Origin of the sequence: Vreelandella azerica (assembly GCF_013112225.1) — a bacterium.
Classification (GTDB): Bacteria; Pseudomonadota; Gammaproteobacteria; order Pseudomonadales; family Halomonadaceae; genus Vreelandella; species Vreelandella azerica.
Genome location: NZ_JABFHI010000006.1, coordinates 23,892 through 41,232, shown reverse-complemented (window position 1 = coordinate 41,232; position 17,341 = coordinate 23,892). Strand labels below are relative to the sequence as shown.

Below are 17,341 nucleotides of genomic sequence, written 5' to 3'. Positions count from 1 at the left end.
ACCCGACGTTTCGACGTTTGAGTAAATCCCCACAAAAAATCGCGAGGATTATCGTGTCTGCCTCTCTACAATCGTATCAACGCGACTTCATTGCTTTCGCTATTGAGCAGGGCGTGCTCAAATTTGGCGAATTTACCCTGAAATCCGGTCGCGTAAGCCCATATTTTTTCAATGCTGGCCTGTTTCAGACCGGCGGCGCCCTGGCCAAGCTCGGGCGCTTTTACGCCCAGGCGATTGTCGATAGCGGCCTCAAGGCCGATGTACTGTTTGGCCCCGCCTATAAAGGTATTCCGCTTGCCGCCGTTACCGCTGCTGCGCTGGCTGATCACCATGACCTTGATATGCCTTACGCCTTTAATCGTAAGGAAGCCAAGACCCACGGCGAAGGCGGCAATACTGTCGGCGCACCACTGGCGGGTGATGTACTGATTATCGACGATGTGATCACCGCCGGCACGGCCATTCGTGAAGTCATGACCCTCATCGAACACAGCGGTGCCCGGGCGGGCGGCGTCATTATCGCGCTGGACCGTCAGGAACGTGGCCAGGGCGAGCAAAGCGCCATTCAGGAAGTTGAAGCCACTTTTGGCATGCCGGTCGTCAGTATCGTTACTCTGGCACAGGTATTGGCCTATCTGGAAGAGCAGGCGGACCCCGAGATGCAGGTGCATGCCGACGCCATTCGGGCGTATCGCGCTGAGTACGGTAGTGAGTGATTACCTAGCTGGAGGTTGCGGCGCCAGCAAAGCCTTGCTGTCGCCACGCCTCGTAGCTAACCAGCGCCACGGCATTGGACAGGTTAAGGCTGCGATTATTAGGCTGCATGGGGATCAGTAACTTGTTTTCATCGGCTATCAAGGCATGTGCCTGCTCCGATAAGCCGCCTGTTTCAGAGCCAAACAGCAACACATCACCCGCGCCAAAAGAAGCCTCGCTATAATAGCGAGTGCCGCGGGTTGTCAGCGCCCACAGGGTTCGCCCCTGCATTGCTTCCAGAAAGGCCATGAAATTGGCATGACAGCGCACATTGGCCAGGTCGCGGTAATCAAGCCCGGCGCGACGCAGCTTTTTCTCTTCCAGATCAAACCCTAGCGGCTCAATCAGGTGGAGACGACAGCCATTGTTGGCCACCAGCCGCATGATATTGCCCGCATTCGGCGCCATCTTTGGCTCAAACAGCGCGATGTCAAACATTGGTTCTTCCAGACATTGGTTCGCCTTCCACATGTAAAGGATGCATTCTGCCATGAACCCCGCCATTGCCCAACGCTTGCGAAACCTCAACCCGCGCCAGCAGGAAGCGGTGCGCTATATTGATGGCCCCTGCCTGGTACTGGCGGGAGCGGGGTCTGGCAAAACCAGCGTAATCACCACCAAGATTGCCTATCTGGTACAGGAATGCGGCATGAGCGCGCGCCGAATTGCCGCCGTGACCTTTACCAATAAAGCCGCCCGGGAAATGAAAGAGCGGGTCGGAAAAATGCTCCAGGGCAAGGAAGGCCACGGGCTGACGGTCTCGACCTTTCACACTCTGGGGCTGAATATCATTCGCTCTGAGCTGAAAACCCTGGGCTACAAACCGGGCTTTTCACTGTTTGACCCGGAAGATGCCAAGGCGCTGCTACGCGATTTGATGAACAAGGACGCTCAGGTAGACGCCGAACAGATCAACGCGGTGCAGGGCAAGATTTCACAGTGGAAAAATGATCTGGTGCTGCCCAGCGACGCGCTCTCCTTGGCTGGCGATGACGACGAGCATTTTGCCGCCCGGGTTTATGAAGCCTATGTGCGCCACCTGAAAGCCTACAATGCGGTGGATTTTGATGACCTGATTCTGCTGCCGGTAGTACTGTTACAGCGCGACTCGGAAGCGCTGGCCCGCTGGCGGCGCAAGATTCATTACATGCTGGTGGATGAGTATCAGGACACCAACGTTTCCCAGTACCTGCTGGTAAAACTGCTGATGGCTGAACGAGCGACCTTTACCGTGGTGGGCGATGATGATCAGTCTATTTATGCCTGGCGCGGCGCACGTCCGGAAAACCTGATCACCCTGGGCGAAGATTTTCCGCGTTTAAACGTCATCAAGCTGGAGCAGAACTACCGTTCCACAGGCACGATTCTGCGCGCCGCCAATACGCTGATCGCCAACAACCCCCACGTCTATGAAAAAACCCTGTGGTCAGATATGGGCGACGGTGCGGCTATCCGCGTTGTCGTCAATCGCCATGAGGAAGCCGAAGCCGAACGGGTGGCCAGCGAAATACTCACCCGGCGCATCAAGGAAAAGTCCGAATGGCGAGACTTTGCAGTGCTCTATCGGGGTAATTTTCAGGCACGCCTGTTGGAACTCAAACTTCAGCACTACCAGATTCCCTACAAGCTGTCCGGCGGAACCTCGTTTTTCTCGCGCAATGAAATCAAGGACGCCATGGCCTATCTGCGGCTATTGATCAACCCTGCCGATGATAATGCCTTTCTGCGTATTGTGAACGTGCCCCGCCGGGAAATTGGCCCGGGGACCCTGGAAAAACTCGCCAACTACGCCACTGAACGCTCCATTTCGCTGTTTGCCGCCTGCCATGAACTGGGGCTGGAACAAACCCTGCCTACCCGCGCTGTAGAACGGCTATCACGCTTTACCCACTTTATCGACGGTGTTCGTCAGCGCATGGATAAGGGCGATGCTATTGCCGCCATTCGCGACATGTTGCGCGATATGGACTACGAAGCCTGGCTCTACCAGAACGCCAGCGCCCCGACCATTGCCGAACGGCGCATGGCAAACGTGTGGACTCTGATCGACCAGCTGGAAAAATCGCTCAACCGCGACCCGGAAGAGGCCGATGATTCCACCGCCACGGAAACTGACAGCGTAGAAGCCGCCATTTCCCGTCTGGTGCTGCGCGACATTCTTGAACAACAGGCGGAAGAGGATGATTCGGACCGCGTACAGCTTTTGACCATGCACGCGTCAAAAGGGCTGGAGTTTCCCCACGTCTACCTGATGGGCCTGGAAGAAGATTTGCTGCCCCACCGCAACGCCATTGAAATGGGGACGGTAGAAGAAGAGCGCCGCCTGGCTTATGTGGGCATTACCCGCGCGCGTCGCACTCTGACGCTTACCCTGGCGCGCCAGCGCAAGGCCTATGGCGAGCTGATGGATTGCCAACCCAGCCGTTTTCTGGACGAACTGCCCGCCGAAGACCTGGAATGGGAAGGACGTGCGGATAAAGAAGACCCGGAGAAAAAACAGGCACGCGGCAAGGACGCCTTGGCAGGCATTCGCTCGCTGTTAGGCTGAAGTAACAAAGCCAAAGGCAAAAAAATATCCACAGGAGGTTTTAGCAACCCGCCTGTGGATATATCGTTTAACAGCGGCAACGATTACTGTACCTGGGATACCATGTAATCAACGACTGCCATGATTTCTTCATCAGAACCCTGGCTGGCACCGCGAGGCGGCATGGCTCCCTTGCCATTGAAAACGCTCTGATACAACGTATCTTTACCCTGATCAATACGTGGCCCCCAAGCCTCTGCATCACCAATCAGGGGCGCACCGGCAACGCCGTTGGCGTGGCAGGCCACACAGCCCAGGCTGCTGTAGAGTGCTTCACCGTTCAAGCTGCTACCGCTGTCAGCGGCTGGCTGTTCGCCAGAGGCAGCAGCCATGTCTTCTTCTGCATTTGTCGCAGGCGCTTCTTCAGCAACGGCTTCCTCATCGTTGGACGTACTGCCGATATCAGAAACGTCCATCACTGGCTCAACCATATATTTGGTAGCCGCTTCCATTTCCTCATCAGACAGGTTGGGGTTGCCGCCACGTGCAGGCATAGCACCAATACCGTTGATCGAATGATCCAGCAGGGTTGCAAATCCTTGTTCAACGCGTGCGGCCCAGGCCTCTTCATCACCACGAATAGGGGCACCTGCGGCACCGGTTTCATGGCAGGCCGAACAGACATTGCTATAGATGTCACCACCATCGATATCACCGCCACCACTCGAAGCGGCTGCAGGCGGAGCTGAAGCGGTACCACAGTCCTGGCCTTGCAAACATAGTTGGCCAACCGGTGCCAGACGTTCTGCAATAGCATTGCGTGCGGCTTCTTCCTGGGCGAAAGCACTGGATGTGCCTGCCATGACGCCAAAGGCCGCCAGCCCGCTCATGATCAGCTTAAGTTTCACTCTCACCACCTCTTGAGTTTTTCATCGAATGATTTCGTTACCTCTGTGTGCGGCGGTGCTGTCAGAACCCCTGCACTGCCGAGACGCCAGGATGTATAGGTAGACGTTCCAATAGAACTAGTATACCGACATCCTGGGGTGCAGGAAAATGCCGCCTATGACTCTTATGTCGTATATAGGGTTAAATTCAGACGCTAATCACGATTTTCTCTCCGGCCTTGGCCAATCCGGTTTCTCCAGCTGACGGCTGCGGGTCACCGCCAGGGCATGATCCGCGACGTCTTTGGCAATGGTGGAACCTGCGCCTACTGTGGCGCCTTTACCGACCGTTACTGGCGCCACCAGGGCAGTGTTGGAACCGATGAAAGCATTGTCATCAATCGTCGTCAGGTGCTTGTTGGCACCATCATAATTGCAGGTAATCGTACCTGCGCCTACGTTGACCTCACGCCCCAGACGCGCATCGCCCACATAGCTGAGATGGTTGATCTTGCTGCCTTCGCCCACATCGGCATTCTTGGTTTCCACAAAATTGCCAACCTTGGCGTTTACCGCCAGACGTGTGCCGGGGCGCAGCCGTGCAAAGGGGCCGACCTGGTTCAGGCCTGCTGCGACGACCTTGTCGATCACGCTATGACTGTCAATCACGCTTTCAGCGCCGATCGTGCTGTTTTTGATCACGCAGTAGGGGCCGATATGCACGCCTTCCCCCAGTTCAACATCGCCTTCAAACACACAGCCGATATCAATAAACACATCATGGCCGCATGTCAGGGTGCCGCGGATATCGATTCTCGCCGGGTCGGCCAGCGCCACGCCCTGCTCCATCAGCTGCTCGGCCAGCTGGCTTTGGTAGGCGCGTTCCAGCCGGGCCATCTGGGCGCGGTTGTTGACGCCTTCCACTTCTACCGGGGTGGCGGGCTGTGCGGTAGTAACACTGACCCCTTCGTTAGCGGCCATGGCAATCACATCCGTCAGGTAATACTCGCCCTGGGCGTTTTCTGCCGACAGCTGAGGCAGCCAGCGCTTTAACTGGGCGCGTCATTGCCATTATACCGGTATTGCATTCATTAATGGTCAGCTGTTCAGCATTGGCGTCTTTCTGCTCTACGATGGCAACGGCTTCACCGGCATCATTACGCACGATGCGCCCGTAACCATGAGGGTTTGTCAGCGTCACCGTGAGTAACCCAAGATGTTGCTCATCCACGTTAGCCAACAGGGCTGCCAGAGTCTCACGACGAATCAGCGGCACGTCGCCATACAGCACCAGTACCTTGCCCTGGCCGAGCTGCTCCAGCGTTTGCGCCACTGCGTGGCCGGTGCCTTTCTGCTCAGCCTGTAGAGCGAAATGCACATCGGTGCCTTCCAGGGCAGCCTGCAGCTGGTCTGCGCCATGGCCAATCACCACATGCGTACGGCTGGGGTTGAGCGCCTGAGCTGTTTCCAGCACGTGGCTGACCATGGGTTTGCCCGCCAGGGTGTGCAAAACCTTGGGGGTTTGTGAGCGCATGCGGGTGCCTTTACCGGCAGCAAGAATCACAACATCAAGCTCGTCGAGCATCTTATTCCTCCGTTGGGGTGTCGGGTGTCGCCTGCACGACCTCGATAGTCAGTTCATCCAGCAGCGTTTCACCAAAGGTGGCGGCAAAGCCAGGGCTGGCGAGGCTTTTCCATTGTTCGCCATCGCGTACCAGCATCAGGACATCAAGGTCATTGGCCTGCGCGATGGCCATCCCTTCCTGTTCACCGGCCACCAGTAGCGCCGTCGCCCAGGCATCTGCCCTGGCGTTGGAATCATCAAACACGGAAACAGAGGCTAGCCCATGGGTGATGGGGCGGCCAGTGCGAGGGTCAATGGTATGCGAAAAACGCTGGCCGTCCTGCTCGAAATAATTGCGGTAATCGCCTGAGGTGGCGACTGTCTTATTGCTAAGTGGCAGGACAAGCTGGGCGGTTTGCGGGCCGTCTTCGGGGACTTCAATGCCAATACGCCAGGGTGTTTCTTCTTCGCGATCGCGATACCCCTGCGCCACCAGGTCGCCGCCAAGGTTCACCAGATAATGCTCAAAGCCCTGTTGATTGAGATAGTCGGCCACCTGATCCGCCGCATAGCCCTTGGCGACGGCGGAAAGATCAACAAACACATCCCGAGTACGCTGCGCCTGGTTGGCATCAGCATCAAACTCCAGGGCATCAAAGCCAACCGTTTCCAGGCGCGCTTCCAGCGTCTGGTCATCGGGGATTTCTTCAGGCTGTGCTTCAGGGCCAAAGCTCCACAGATTGACCAACCCGCCCACTGTCACATCAAAAGCACCCTGGCTGGCCTCTGAGACTGACTGGCTGATGGCCATCACCTCAATGATCTCGGGCGAGAGTAATTGCCATTCTCCCACCGGCGCCTGATTGAAAGCGACCAGCTCAGAATCATCCCGATAGGTTGACATCGCCTTATCGACGCTTTGCAGTTCAGCCAGAAAGCCTTCTTCAATATCGCTGAGTTCTCCCTGGGTCAGCGGGTCGGCAATACTGATCTGATAAAAGCTGCCAAAGATAGCGCCTTCAAAACGTACCGGCGACTCAAGCGGTCGCTCCTCTTCCGAGGAGCAGCCTGCCATCCCCAGCAAACCGGTTAACACCAGGCTGATCCACCCTATCTTTTTTGACTATTCATCATGCCATTCACCCTTTTCACTGTTGACTGCCAGACAGTGACCGTCACAGGTTTTAAAGTACCAACTCTCAAAAATAAAAGATCCACAGCAACCAGGCGCCCAGCAATACTCGATAGATAACAAAGGGCTGCATGCCGATTTTGCGAATAAAGGCCAGAAAGAAGTGGATACACAGATAGGCGCTGATACCGGAAAGCAAGGTGCCCATGATCATGGCGTTCCAGTCCATGGCGTCCGGCTGGCCTGCCAGCTTGATGGTTTCAAGCCCGCCGGCCAGCACGATCACCGGGATGGACAACAGAAAAGAAAAGCGTGCCGCTGCTTCGCGGTTCATGCCCACCATTAGCGCGGCGGTGATCGTAATACCGGAACGGGAAGTGCCGGGAATCAACGCCAGCGCCTGGGCAAGGCCAATGATGATGGCGTCCTTCAGACCTAACTGGTACTCACTGCGCGACCCGCGCTGCTTCCAGTCGGCGTAACCCAGCAGCAGGCCAAAGACGATCAGACTCAGGCTGATAATCAGGGTCGAACGCATGTAACCTTCGATCACATCGTGGAGCACGAAACCAATCGCACACACCGGCAGGGTTGCCAGGGTGACCCACAGCGCAAGCCAGGCATCGCGGTCAACGCCTTTACCACTCAGGGCGTTGAGGCTGCTGTTGATCATCGAAAATATTTCGCGCCGAAAGTAAATCATCACGGCACTCAGGCTGCCAAGATGCAGGGCGACATCAAAGGCCAGCCCCTGATCCTGCCAGGCGGTCAACACTGGCACCAGGATAAGATGCGCAGAGCTTGAAATAGGGAGAAATTCGGTGAAACCCTGGACGATTGCCAGGACGGTAATCTGTAGCCAATCCATTGAAGCCTTGCCTGTTATCAAAACCCGCGATTATCGTTTAGTTGGAAGCGCCGGATACTGCATCATGACGACGTTTGATTTACCTCATCAGCATCTAACAGTCAGCATAGCACCCAAGGATACACGGCCTTACCAAGATTGTCCGTTTCCACTTTCAAGGGCCTGAGCATTTCAAACATAAGTATTTCAAACATGAGTATTTAGAAGTGGTGAGTTACAATGTTGGCTCCATCGCCGAACAGCCCACAAGGTGGCGTATGCTTTCCAACCCTGATATCACACCGCAAGAGCATGATCACCAGAGTCGTGAAGCCAAGCGCGTCACGACCATTGGTGCCTGGCTCGATGCCGTCCTTAGCGCGGTCAAGGTAATGGTGGGCCTGTTAGTCGGTTCGGCAGCCCTGGTGGCCGATGGCATTCACTCTCTTTCTGACCTGATTACTGATGGCTTTGTGTTTGCCGCCATTCACTATGGCCGTCAGGGGCCAGACAAAGACCATCACTATGGCCATGGCCGAATAGAAACCCTGACCACTCTGCTGCTGGGCAGCGTACTGATTTTTGTGGCAGGAGGTATCGCTTGGTCGAGCATCGAACGCTTGTTCAGTGGCACCCAGATCAATGCGCCAGGCTTAGCTGCTATTGCCATCACCCTTGCCGCCTTGATCAGCAAAGAGTGGATTTTCCGCTACACCATGAAGGTGGCGAAAAGGGTGCAGTCCAAGCTACTTGAGGCCAACGCCTGGCACTCGCGCAGCGATGCGCTTTCTACCGCGGTTGTACTGGTCGCGCTGATCGGTGCCCAGTTCGGGTTGGGCTGGCTGGATGCAGTAGCCGCCATCATCGTCGGCTTGCTGGTCGGCAAGGTCGGCTGGGATCTGTTGTGGGAGTCTGCCCGTGAACTGGTGGATACCGCTCTGCCCACCGATGCCCAGCAACAGATGCATGAAGTGGCTTGCAACGTGCCCGGCGTTGATAGCGTTCACGATTTGCGCACTCGCCAGTCCGCTGGTTGGGCGATGGTCGACCTACACGTTGTGGTTGGCCCAAAAGTCAGCGTGTCTGAAGCTCATGAGATCGGCAACGAAGTCAGCCGCCGCCTGCGTCACCAGTTCCCGGCACTCACCGATGTGATCTTCCATATTGACCCGGAAGACGACGCTGGCCAGGGCGACCCCAGCCGTTTGCCAGGACTGCCTCTGCGCCCTGAAGTGGAAGCTGCGCTCAATGAGCGCTGGTATAAGCACCCGGTCTGGCGCACCTTGACCGACCTGCAGCTGCACTATCTGAACGGTAAGATATCCGTCTCTCTAGTGGTGGGCGGTACTGTTCAGCAGCCGCCACAATGCCTTGCCAGCCAGCTGAAGGCCATGGCCAGCGATATCGAATGGCTGGGCAATGTGGAAATCCTATTTATCACTCGCGCGGCCAGTAATGCCCCAGCCAATCGTTCAGGCTAGCTCGCTGCAACCGATGTCAGAATGGCTGAGGCAATACTGAAATAGATCAGCACGCCAGACGCATCAATCAGGGTGGTGACCAAAGGGGCCGATGCAGTAGCCGGGTCTACCTTGAAGCGCTCAAGCACAAAGGGCAGACACATCCCCATCAAGCTGCCAAACAGCACGATGGTGACCATGCTCAGAGCCACCACTATGGCCACCGCTTCACCTCCGCGCATCACCCGATCGGCGCAACCGCCAGGGCCATGGTCAACCCCAGCGCCCCGGCCACCAGTAGTTCACGGCCCAGCATTTTGCCCCAATCTTTTACGCCAACATCACCGGTTGCCATACCGCGCACCATCAAAGTAGCCGCCTGAGCACCCGCGTTACCCCTGAACCAATCAGCAGCGGCAGGAAAAACACCAGGGCCACCTGAGCGGCAATAATATCCTCGAAATAGGCAATCCCTGCCCCGGAGAAAAGATTGGCAAACACCAGCAGTACCAGCCAGAACACCCGTTTGCGATACAGGCTCCATAAGGGCACGCGGCTGACGCCGTCTTCAAGCGCCCGATCGACATCCCCTTATGAAAATCCTCTGTGGCTTCTGACTCTGCCACATCCATGGCATCATCATGGGTAACGATACCGACCATGCGGTTGTCTGCATCAATAACCGGCAGCGCCAGAAGGTCGTAGCGTGCCACGATGCGGGCTACGTCTTCCTGTTCTTCATCCACCCGGGTGCTGATGACTTCCTTGATCATGATATCGTCCACAATCGCCCCAGGGCGAGCCACCATCAGCTGGCGAAGCGACATCGTGCCCATCAGCTGACCATCCCTGGAAAGGATATAAAGCTGATAGACGGTTTCTGCATCCGGGGCCGTCTGGCGTACCCGCATCAAGGCTTGCGACACCGTCATGCCACTGGCTATGGCCACATAGTCAGAGGTCATGATGGCGCCTGCTGTACCTTCCTCATAGCTTGCCAGGCGTTTAAGGTCTTCCCGTTCACGGTGAGCCATCCGCCGAAGTAGCGCCTCACGGCGATCTTCACCCAACAGGTTAAACAGATCAGCACGCTCGTCCGAGCTCATTTCCTCAAGCAGAGTGAGCACCTGGCTATCCGGCAGCTCAGCGACAATGGCCAACTGATTATCACCTGCCAGATAACCCAGCACATTGGCAGCACGTTCACTGGAAAGGGTGTCAAGCACGGCAATGGCCGCTGGCAAGGCGTCATCATCTTCAATCATGACGTCAAGCATTTCACCAATATCCGCTGAGCGTATTTCACTCAAGCGTTCGGCAATAACGGCTTTATCAAAGGTGTCTTGGTTGAACGCTTCGACAAGCTCATTTTTAAACAACATCAGGGTTTCATCATCCAACGACATGCTAACGCTCCCTCGCAATTGCGTTTTTATGATGATAACAGAGAAACAAAAACGCCCCTTAAACCCTGTAAAGGGATTAAGGGGCGTTAACTAACACCGCAAAGCGTGACTAGCCTTTGCCTGCCTTTTTACGCAGTTGCTGGATAGTACGCAATTGGGCAACCGCTTCAGCCAGTTCGGCGGCAGCACGCGTATAGTCAAGATCAGCAGACTGTTCGTTCATAGCGCGCAGAGCATTCTGGCGCGCCTCCTCTGCTGCTGCTTCACTAAGATCCGAAGCGCGGGCAGCAGAATCTGCCAGGATAGTGACAACATTTGGCTGCACTTCCATGAAGCCACCGGTCACGAAGAAGTTATCTTCTTTCCCGTCGTCAAAAATGACGCGAATCGGGCCGGGCTGAAGCTCAGTCAGCAGTGGCGCGTGCCCCGGCAAAATGCCGAGGTCACCCATCACACCAGAAGCAATCACCTGCTCAACGGAACCTGAGAAGATGGATGCTTCGGCGCTGACGATATTGCAAGTGAAGCTATTCGCCATAGCGAATCCCCCTAGTCGACGGGATTACTTCTGCATCTCGTTGGCTTTCTCGACGGCTTCATCGATGGTGCCGACCATGTAGAAGGCCTGCTCCGGCAGCTCGTCGTAATCACCGTTCAAGATACCCTGGAAGCCACGAATCGTATCCTTCAGCGACACGTATTTGCCGGGCGAGCCAGTGAATACTTCTGCCACGAAGAACGGCTGCGACAAGAAGCGCTGGATTTTACGCGCACGAGAAACGGCCAGCTTGTCTTCGTCAGACAGCTCGTCCATACCCAGAATCGCGATGATATCCTTGAGTTCCTTGTAACGCTGCAGAACGCCCTGGACACCACGTGCCACGTCGTAGTGCTCTTCACCAACCACCAGCGGATCAAGCTGACGTGAGGTGGAATCCAACGGATCGATAGCCGGATAGATACCCAGCTCAGCGATGGAACGCGCCAGTACCACGGTCGCATCCAAGTGCGAGAAGGTGGTGGCCGGAGACGGGTCAGTCAAGTCATCCGCAGGGACGTAAACGGCCTGAACAGACGTGATAGAGCCTGTCTTGGTCGAGGTGATACGTTCCTGCAGAACACCCATCTCTTCTGCCAGGGTCGGCTGATAACCACCGCTGACGGCATACGACCCAGCAGTGCCGATACCTCGGTACCTGCCAGTGTGTAACGATAGATGTTATCGACGAACAACAGTACGTCGCGACCTTCATCACGGAATTTCTCCGCAATGGTCAGGCCAGTCAGTGCAACGCGCAGACGGTTACCCGGCGGCTCGTTCATCTGGCCGTATACCAGCGCCACCTTGTCGATAACGTTGGATTCAGTCATCTCATGATAGAAGTCGTTACCCTCACGGGTACGCTCACCCACACCGGCGAATACTGAGAAACCACTGTGCTCAGTCGCGATGTTACGGATAAGCTCCATCATGTTAACGGTTTTGCCCACACCGGCACCGCCAAATAGGCCAACCTTACCACCCTTGGCGAAGGGGCAAACCAGATCGATAACCTTGATACCGGTTTCCAGCAGCTCTTCAGACGCTGCCTGATCCGCATAGCCCGGCGCTTTGCGGTGAATCGGCATACGCTCATCTTCACCGATCTCACCGGCTTCATCAATCGGCTCACCGAGCACGTTCATGATGCGGCCCAGGGTTGCCTGACCAACAGGTACGGAAATTGCCGCACCCGTGTTGGTGACGTCGATACCACGCTTGAGCCCTTCAGTAGAGCCCATCGCAATGGTACGAACCACACCATCGCCCAGCTGCTGCTGGACTTCCAAAACCGTCTCGGATCCCGAAACGTTCAGCGCGTCGTAGACCTTGGGCACTGAGTCCCGCGGAAACTCTACGTCAATCACCGCGCCGATGATTTGTACGATACGTCCGCTCATCTTGGTTCCTCTCAAAAACCTGCAAATGAAACCTTTTGCTGAAAGCGCCCATGCCAGGCTGCCTCCAAGGCGTTATACGGCAGCGGCGCCGCCGACGATTTCAGAAATTTCCTGGGTAATGGCGGCCTGACGGGCCTTGTTGTAAACCATTTCCAGATCGTCGATCAGGTCGCCCGCGTTGTCAGTGGCGCTCTTCATGGCAATCATACGTGCCGCCTGCTCACAGGCACCATTTTCCACAACCGCCTGATAAACCTGTGATTCAATAAAACGAACCAACAGGCTGTCGAGTAACGCCTTTGCATCTGGTTCATACAGGTAGTCCCAGCTTCCGGGACGGGCGTTTTCGTCGTCCTGCTCATCAGCACCGATGTCGGTGGAAAGCGGAAGAAGCTGACGCGTTACCGGCTTTTGCGTCATGGTGTTAACAAACTCGTTATACACCACATACAAGCGGTCAAGGCGCCCTTCATCGTATGCTTCGAGCATGACCGTGACGCTACCAATCAGATCCTCGACCGTGGGCGATTCACCCAGGCCACTCTTGGCGGCCACCAGCTTACCGCCGTACTTGTTAAAGAAACTGCCGGCCTTGCTGCCCAGCGCGCAGAATTCGATTTCTGCCCCCTGGTTGCGCCATTTTGCAGCATCTTTCAGTACGGATTTGAACAGGTTAACGTTCAAACCACCGCAGAGGCCGCGGTCCGTGGAGACCACGATGTAACCAACGCGCTTCACTTCGTCACGCTCGACCATGTAGTCGTGCTTGTACTCAGGATTGGCATCGGCAATGTGGGCTACCACGTTGCGGATCTGCTTGGCGTAAGGCTGGCTAGCCTTCATCAGATCTTGTGCTTTACGCATTTTAGACGCAGCTACCATTTCCATGGCACTGGTGATCTTTTGCGTATTTTTAATGCTCCCGATCTGGGTGCGTATCTCTTTGCAGCTGCCATAGCGATCTACCCTTCGTTCGTGGCTCTCAGAAAAGGAGGCTGGCTCACCCAAGGGATGAGCCAAACGCTTTACCAGGTCTGAGTCGCCTTGAACTGTTCGAGACCCGACTTCAAGCCGCTTTTGATCTCGTCGTTGTAGTCGCCCGACTGGTTGATCTTATCAAGCAGATCAGCATGCTCTGACTTCATGTAGTCATGCAAGGCACGCTCAAAATCGAGCACTTTGCTGACGTCCACGTCGTCCAGATACCCTTCGTTAGCGGCATACAGTGACAATGCCATCTCGGCGACAGACATCGGTGAGTACTGTTTCTGCTTCATCAGCTCGGTAACCCGCTGACCATGTTCAAGCTGCTTGCGCGTGGCTTCGTCAAGGTCAGAAGCGAACTGAGAGAATGCTGCCAGCTCACGGTACTGAGCCAGTGCCAGACGCACACCACCACCCAACTTCTTGATGACTTTGGTTTGAGCTGAGCCACCTACGCGAGATACCGAAAGACCTGCGTTAATCGCCGGACGAATACCGGAGTTGAACAGGTTGGTCTCAAGGAAGATCTGACCGTCAGTGATCGAGATCACGTTGGTCGGAACGAAGGCAGAAACGTCGCCACCCTGGGTTTCGATGATCGGCAGCGCGGTCAAGGAACCGGTCTTGCCTTTCACTTCACCGTTGGTGAACTTCTCGACGTAGTCAGCATTAACACGAGCTGCACGCTCAAGCAGACGCGAGTGCAGGTAGAAAACATCACCCGGATAGGCTTCACGGCCCGGCGGACGACGCAACAGCAGAGATACCTGACGGTAAGCAACAGCCTGCTTGGACAGGTCATCGTAGACGATCAGGGAGTTTTCACCACGATCACGGAAGTACTCGCCCATGGTGCAGCCAGAGTAGGCGGCCAGGAACTGCATCGGAGCCGGGTCAGCGGCGCCCGCTGCCACGATGATGGTGTGCTCCATGGCGCCATGCTCTTCCAGCTTGCGCACCACGTTGGCAATGGTCGATTGTTTCTGACCGATGGCAACGTAAACACAGGTCACGCCTTTGCCTTTCTGGTTGATGATGGCATCAATGGCAATGGCGGACTTACCGATCTGGCGGTCACCGATGATCAGCTCACGCTGACCACGGCCAATCGGCACCATGGCGTCGATTGACTTGAGACCGGTCTGGATGGGCTCATCAACGGATTGACGGGTGATAACGCCTGGCGCGACTTTTTCAACGGCATCTGTCATCTTAGCGTTGATGTCGCCCTTGCCGTCAATCGGGTTACCCAGCGCGTCGACGACGCGACCAATCAGTTCAGGACCTACCGGCACTTCAAGGATACGACCGGTACACTGGGCGGTCATACCTTCTTCAAGCTGCAGGTAGTCACCCAGCACAACGGCACCTACGGAGTCACGCTCCAGGTTAAGTACCATGCCGAAAATACTGCCGGGGAATTCAATCATTTCACCAAACATGGCGTCTTCGAGGCCGTGAACTTTCACGATACCGTCGGAAACGCCAACAATGGTGCCCTGATTACGGGCTTCAGATGCGACGTCAAGCTTATCAATCCGCTGCTTGATGATGTCGCTGATCTCGGAAGGATTCAGTTGCTGCATGCCATGTCCCTCAGACTCAAGTGGTCAACGCTTCAGAAAGGCGGTTAAGTCGGCCACGTACCGAACCGTCGATAACGGTATCGCCGGCACGCAGAATGACACCACCAATCAGTGATTTATCCACTTGAGTAGTAATGGAGATTTCGCGATTGAGACGTTTTTTAAGCGCGTTTGTCAGCTTGGTTTCTTGCTTGCTGTCGAGCTTAAAGGCTGACGTCACGGTTACGTCGATGCGCTGTTCATGCTCTGCACGCAGTTTTTCGAACTGCTCGGCAATAGCCTTCAGCGCAACGAGCCGATGCTGGCGAGCCAGATTGGTCAGAAAACGCTCAAAGGTTTCGTCTGGCTTATTGGGCAACATGCCCACCAGCAACGATACCTTCTGTTCGTTTTCAAGCTTCGGGCTGCTTAGGAAATAGCGAACCTCTTCGTTCACCACGACCTGGCCCAGAAAGCTCAGGGCTTCTGACCATGTATCCAGCGCGCTGTTATCACGTGCATATTCAAACGCCGCCTTAGCGTAAGGACGAGCGACGGTAAGTAATTCCGCCATGGGTCACCTCCTTACAGTTCAGCAGCAAGCTCATCAAGCAGCTTGCGGTGCGCTTTTTCATCGACGGAGTTTTCCAGCACTCGCTCAGCACCTGCTACCGCGAGATGAGAAACCTGAGCACGCAGTTCATCTTTAGCGCGTTGAATTTCTTGGTCGATCTCAGCACGGGCACCGGCTATCAAACGTTCGCCTTCAGCACGTGCTTGCTCACGGGCTTCTTCAACAATCTGGGCAGAGCGTTTGTTCGCCTGATCCAGAATCTGTGAAGCCTGTTCCTTGCTCTCGCGCAGGGTCTGAGCTGCCTGCTCTTGCGCGAGTTCGAGGTCGCGAGAAGCACGGCTTGCCGCGTCCAGTCCATCAGCAATTTTCTTCTGGCGCTCATGAAGCGCAGAACTGATGGGCGGCCACACGTACTTTATGCAAAACCAGACAAAGATCGCGAAGGCGATCGTCTGCCCGATAAGCGTCATGTTGATATTCACAGGGATGTACCTCTGACAGTTTCGTGGCGACCGGAATCATACAAAACCGAGCGGCTGACCGCTCGGTGATAGTATCGATTAACCGGCAACAACGAAGATCAGGTACATGGCAATACCAACACCAATCATCGGAACGGCATCAAGCAGACCGGCCATGATGAAGGTTTTGGTTTGCAGCTGGTCGCCCATTTCAGGCTGACGCGCGGTAGATTCAAGCAGTTTGCCGCCTAGCAGGGCAAAGCCAATGCCAGTTGCCAGAGCGCCCAGACCGATGATGATAGCAGCGGAGAGATAAACCATTTCCATGATGATGCTCCTGATTTTAAGGTTTAGTTAAGGTTAGGGGTTAATGAAAGCGTTGCGTTGCTCGTTTTTAATGATGCTCGTGTGCGGCGCTCAGATAAACAACCGACAAGGTAGTAAAGATGAAGGCCTGAAGTGTTACCACTAGAATATGGAAAATAGCCCAAGGCACATCCAACAGCCAGATAGCCCAGAATGGCAACAGGGCAATCAGGATGAAGATAACTTCACCGGCAAACATGTTACCAAACAAACGAAGTCCGAGACCCAGAGGCTTGACCAGTAAGCCGATGATCTCCAGAACAAGGTTAAACGGTATTAATGCCCAGTGATTGAAAGGTGTCAACGAAAGCTCTTTAGCAAAGCCTCCCGCTCCCTTAACCTTGATGCTGTAGTAGATAATCAGGCAGAACACGCCTAATGCCATACCCAGAGTAGCGTTAGGATCGGTGGTCGGCACGATCTTCATGTAATCGACCCCAAGGCGGATAAACAGCTCTGGGAAATAATCAACCGGAATAATTTTAAGAGTGTTCATCAGCAGGATCCAGACGAACAGCGTCAATGCCAAGGGGGCAATCACCGGGTTTCTGCCATGAAAGGTTGCGCGGGTCAGGTTTTCAATGAATTCGACAACCATTTCGACAGCATTCTGCAAACCACTAGGTACACCCGTCGTGGCCATTTTTCCGGCTTTACGAAACACCCAGATAAACAGCAATCCCATGGCAATAGACCAACCCATGGTATCAAGGTGGATTGCCCAGAACCCCATCTCACGGGCTTCTTCTGCAGAATGGGCCAGCGACCAGCCGTTTTCCGGATGCTTGCCAAACGTCAGGTTCTGCAAGTGGTGCTGGATATAGTAAGTCGGTGAGACTTCGTTTCCTGCTGCCATAGAACGGTTACCTCA

14 protein-coding genes and 4 pseudogenes are annotated in these 17,341 nt (G+C 55.2%); 3 read left to right on the top strand and 15 right to left on the bottom strand.

Going from position 1 to position 17,341, the window contains the following annotated elements; all coding sequences use genetic code 11:
- Positions 1-53: 53 nt before the first annotated feature.
- Positions 54-716: an orotate phosphoribosyltransferase gene (pyrE, locus tag HLB35_RS13600; protein ID WP_171702998.1), complete on the top strand. Its 663-nt coding sequence runs from the start codon at positions 54-56 to the stop codon at positions 714-716.
- 4 nt (positions 717-720) lie between these two features.
- Here the strand turns inward: pyrE and HLB35_RS13595 are convergent, their stop codons facing one another.
- Positions 721-1,194 (bottom strand): tRNA (cytidine(34)-2'-O)-methyltransferase, encoded by a 474-nt coding sequence (locus HLB35_RS13595; protein ID WP_171702997.1) that lies wholly within the window; start codon positions 1,192-1,194, stop codon positions 721-723.
- Between the two features lie 52 nt (positions 1,195-1,246).
- Here HLB35_RS13595 and rep point away from each other — a divergent pair, with 52 nt between their 5' ends.
- On the top strand, positions 1,247-3,304 hold the full coding sequence (gene rep / locus HLB35_RS13590) for a DNA helicase Rep (protein WP_171702996.1): 2,058 nt from the start codon (positions 1,247-1,249) through the stop codon (positions 3,302-3,304).
- An 83-nt stretch (positions 3,305-3,387) separates the two neighbouring features.
- Here rep and HLB35_RS13585 read toward each other — a convergent pair whose 3' ends face one another.
- The 4 genes and pseudogenes from HLB35_RS13585 to HLB35_RS13570 all read right to left on the bottom strand — a co-directional run bounded on the left by HLB35_RS13585 (position 3,388) and on the right by HLB35_RS13570 (position 7,734).
- Positions 3,388-4,191: a c-type cytochrome gene (locus HLB35_RS13585; RefSeq protein ID WP_171702995.1), complete on the bottom strand. Its 804-nt coding sequence runs from the start codon at positions 4,189-4,191 to the stop codon at positions 3,388-3,390.
- A 198-nt stretch (positions 4,192-4,389) separates the two neighbouring features.
- Positions 4,390-5,755, bottom strand: a pseudogene (glmU, locus tag HLB35_RS13580) (bifunctional UDP-N-acetylglucosamine diphosphorylase/glucosamine-1-phosphate N-acetyltransferase GlmU).
- A 1-nt stretch (position 5,756) separates the two neighbouring features.
- Positions 5,757-6,809, bottom strand: a complete 1,053-nt coding sequence (locus tag HLB35_RS13575; RefSeq protein WP_171703082.1) for an FAD:protein FMN transferase — start codon at positions 6,807-6,809, stop codon at positions 5,757-5,759.
- 124 nt (positions 6,810-6,933) lie between these two features.
- Complete coding sequence (locus tag HLB35_RS13570; RefSeq protein ID WP_171702994.1) at positions 6,934-7,734, bottom strand: undecaprenyl-diphosphate phosphatase; 801 nt, start codon at positions 7,732-7,734, stop codon at positions 6,934-6,936.
- Positions 7,735-7,991: 257 nt separating this feature from the next.
- On the opposite strand from HLB35_RS13570, the gene HLB35_RS13565 reads away from it, so the two are divergent.
- Entirely contained in the window at positions 7,992-9,194 is a 1,203-nt protein-coding gene (locus HLB35_RS13565) for a cation diffusion facilitator family transporter (RefSeq protein ID WP_171703081.1), read from the top strand.
- Here the strand turns inward: HLB35_RS13565 and mgtE are convergent.
- The 10 genes and pseudogenes from mgtE to atpB form a co-directional block, all read right to left on the bottom strand.
- Positions 9,191-10,579, bottom strand: a pseudogene (gene mgtE / locus HLB35_RS13560) (magnesium transporter). The gene HLB35_RS13565 and the pseudogene mgtE overlap by 4 nt on opposite strands.
- Before the next feature lie 109 nt (positions 10,580-10,688).
- Positions 10,689-11,117 carry a F0F1 ATP synthase subunit epsilon gene (locus HLB35_RS13555; RefSeq protein WP_171702993.1) on the bottom strand — a complete coding sequence of 143 codons (429 nt, stop codon included), beginning with the start codon at positions 11,115-11,117 and terminating at the stop codon, positions 10,689-10,691.
- A gap of 24 nt (positions 11,118-11,141) precedes the next feature.
- Positions 11,142-12,208, bottom strand: a pseudogene (gene atpD / locus HLB35_RS13550) (F0F1 ATP synthase subunit beta).
- A 162-nt stretch (positions 12,209-12,370) separates the two neighbouring features.
- A pseudogene (locus HLB35_RS18985) lies at positions 12,371-12,520 on the bottom strand (F0F1 ATP synthase subunit beta); the annotation flags it as partial.
- Between the two features lie 72 nt (positions 12,521-12,592).
- Complete coding sequence (atpG, locus tag HLB35_RS13545) at positions 12,593-13,528, bottom strand: F0F1 ATP synthase subunit gamma (RefSeq protein WP_171703080.1); 936 nt, start codon at positions 13,526-13,528, stop codon at positions 12,593-12,595.
- 17 nt (positions 13,529-13,545) lie between these two features.
- Positions 13,546-15,090, bottom strand: coding sequence for a F0F1 ATP synthase subunit alpha (gene atpA, locus HLB35_RS13540; RefSeq protein ID WP_171702992.1), 1,545 nt, complete (start codon positions 15,088-15,090; stop codon positions 13,546-13,548).
- Between the two features lie 16 nt (positions 15,091-15,106).
- Positions 15,107-15,643 carry a F0F1 ATP synthase subunit delta gene (locus HLB35_RS13535; protein WP_171702991.1) on the bottom strand — a complete coding sequence of 179 codons (537 nt, stop codon included), beginning with the start codon at positions 15,641-15,643 and terminating at the stop codon, positions 15,107-15,109.
- An 11-nt stretch (positions 15,644-15,654) separates the two neighbouring features.
- Positions 15,655-16,125, bottom strand: coding sequence for a F0F1 ATP synthase subunit B (locus HLB35_RS13530; protein ID WP_171702990.1), 471 nt, complete (start codon positions 16,123-16,125; stop codon positions 15,655-15,657).
- Positions 16,126-16,203: 78 nt separating this feature from the next.
- On the bottom strand, positions 16,204-16,431 hold the full coding sequence (atpE, locus tag HLB35_RS13525) for a F0F1 ATP synthase subunit C (RefSeq protein WP_089701275.1): 228 nt from the start codon (positions 16,429-16,431) through the stop codon (positions 16,204-16,206).
- Between the two features lie 67 nt (positions 16,432-16,498).
- The gene (gene atpB / locus HLB35_RS13520; RefSeq protein WP_171702989.1) at positions 16,499-17,326 is read right to left on the bottom strand and encodes a F0F1 ATP synthase subunit A; all 828 of its coding nucleotides are present in this window, start codon (positions 17,324-17,326) and stop codon (positions 16,499-16,501) included.
- Between the last annotated feature and the right edge of the window lie 15 nt (positions 17,327-17,341).

Excerpts from the sequence above, each read along its gene's own strand:
- HLB35_RS13575 (WP_171703082.1), bottom strand. The coding sequence starts at position 6,809 with ATGGCAGGCTGCTCCTCGGAAGAGGAGCGACCGCTTGAGTCGCCGGTA.
- HLB35_RS13595 (WP_171702997.1), bottom strand. The coding sequence starts at position 1,194 with ATGTTTGACATCGCGCTGTTTGAGCCAAAGATGGCGCCGAATGCGGGC.
- HLB35_RS13535 (WP_171702991.1), bottom strand. The coding sequence starts at position 15,643 with ATGGCGGAATTACTTACCGTCGCTCGTCCTTACGCTAAGGCGGCGTTT.
- HLB35_RS13570 (WP_171702994.1), bottom strand. The coding sequence starts at position 7,734 with ATGGATTGGCTACAGATTACCGTCCTGGCAATCGTCCAGGGTTTCACC.
- HLB35_RS13565 (WP_171703081.1), top strand. The coding sequence starts at position 7,992 with ATGCTTTCCAACCCTGATATCACACCGCAAGAGCATGATCACCAGAGT.
- atpE (WP_089701275.1), bottom strand. The coding sequence starts at position 16,431 with ATGGAAATGGTTTATCTCTCCGCTGCTATCATCATCGGTCTGGGCGCT.
- HLB35_RS13555 (WP_171702993.1), bottom strand. The coding sequence starts at position 11,117 with ATGGCGAATAGCTTCACTTGCAATATCGTCAGCGCCGAAGCATCCATC.
- rep (WP_171702996.1), top strand. The coding sequence starts at position 1,247 with ATGAACCCCGCCATTGCCCAACGCTTGCGAAACCTCAACCCGCGCCAG.
- atpA (WP_171702992.1), bottom strand. The coding sequence starts at position 15,090 with ATGCAGCAACTGAATCCTTCCGAGATCAGCGACATCATCAAGCAGCGG.
- atpB (WP_171702989.1), bottom strand. The coding sequence starts at position 17,326 with ATGGCAGCAGGAAACGAAGTCTCACCGACTTACTATATCCAGCACCAC.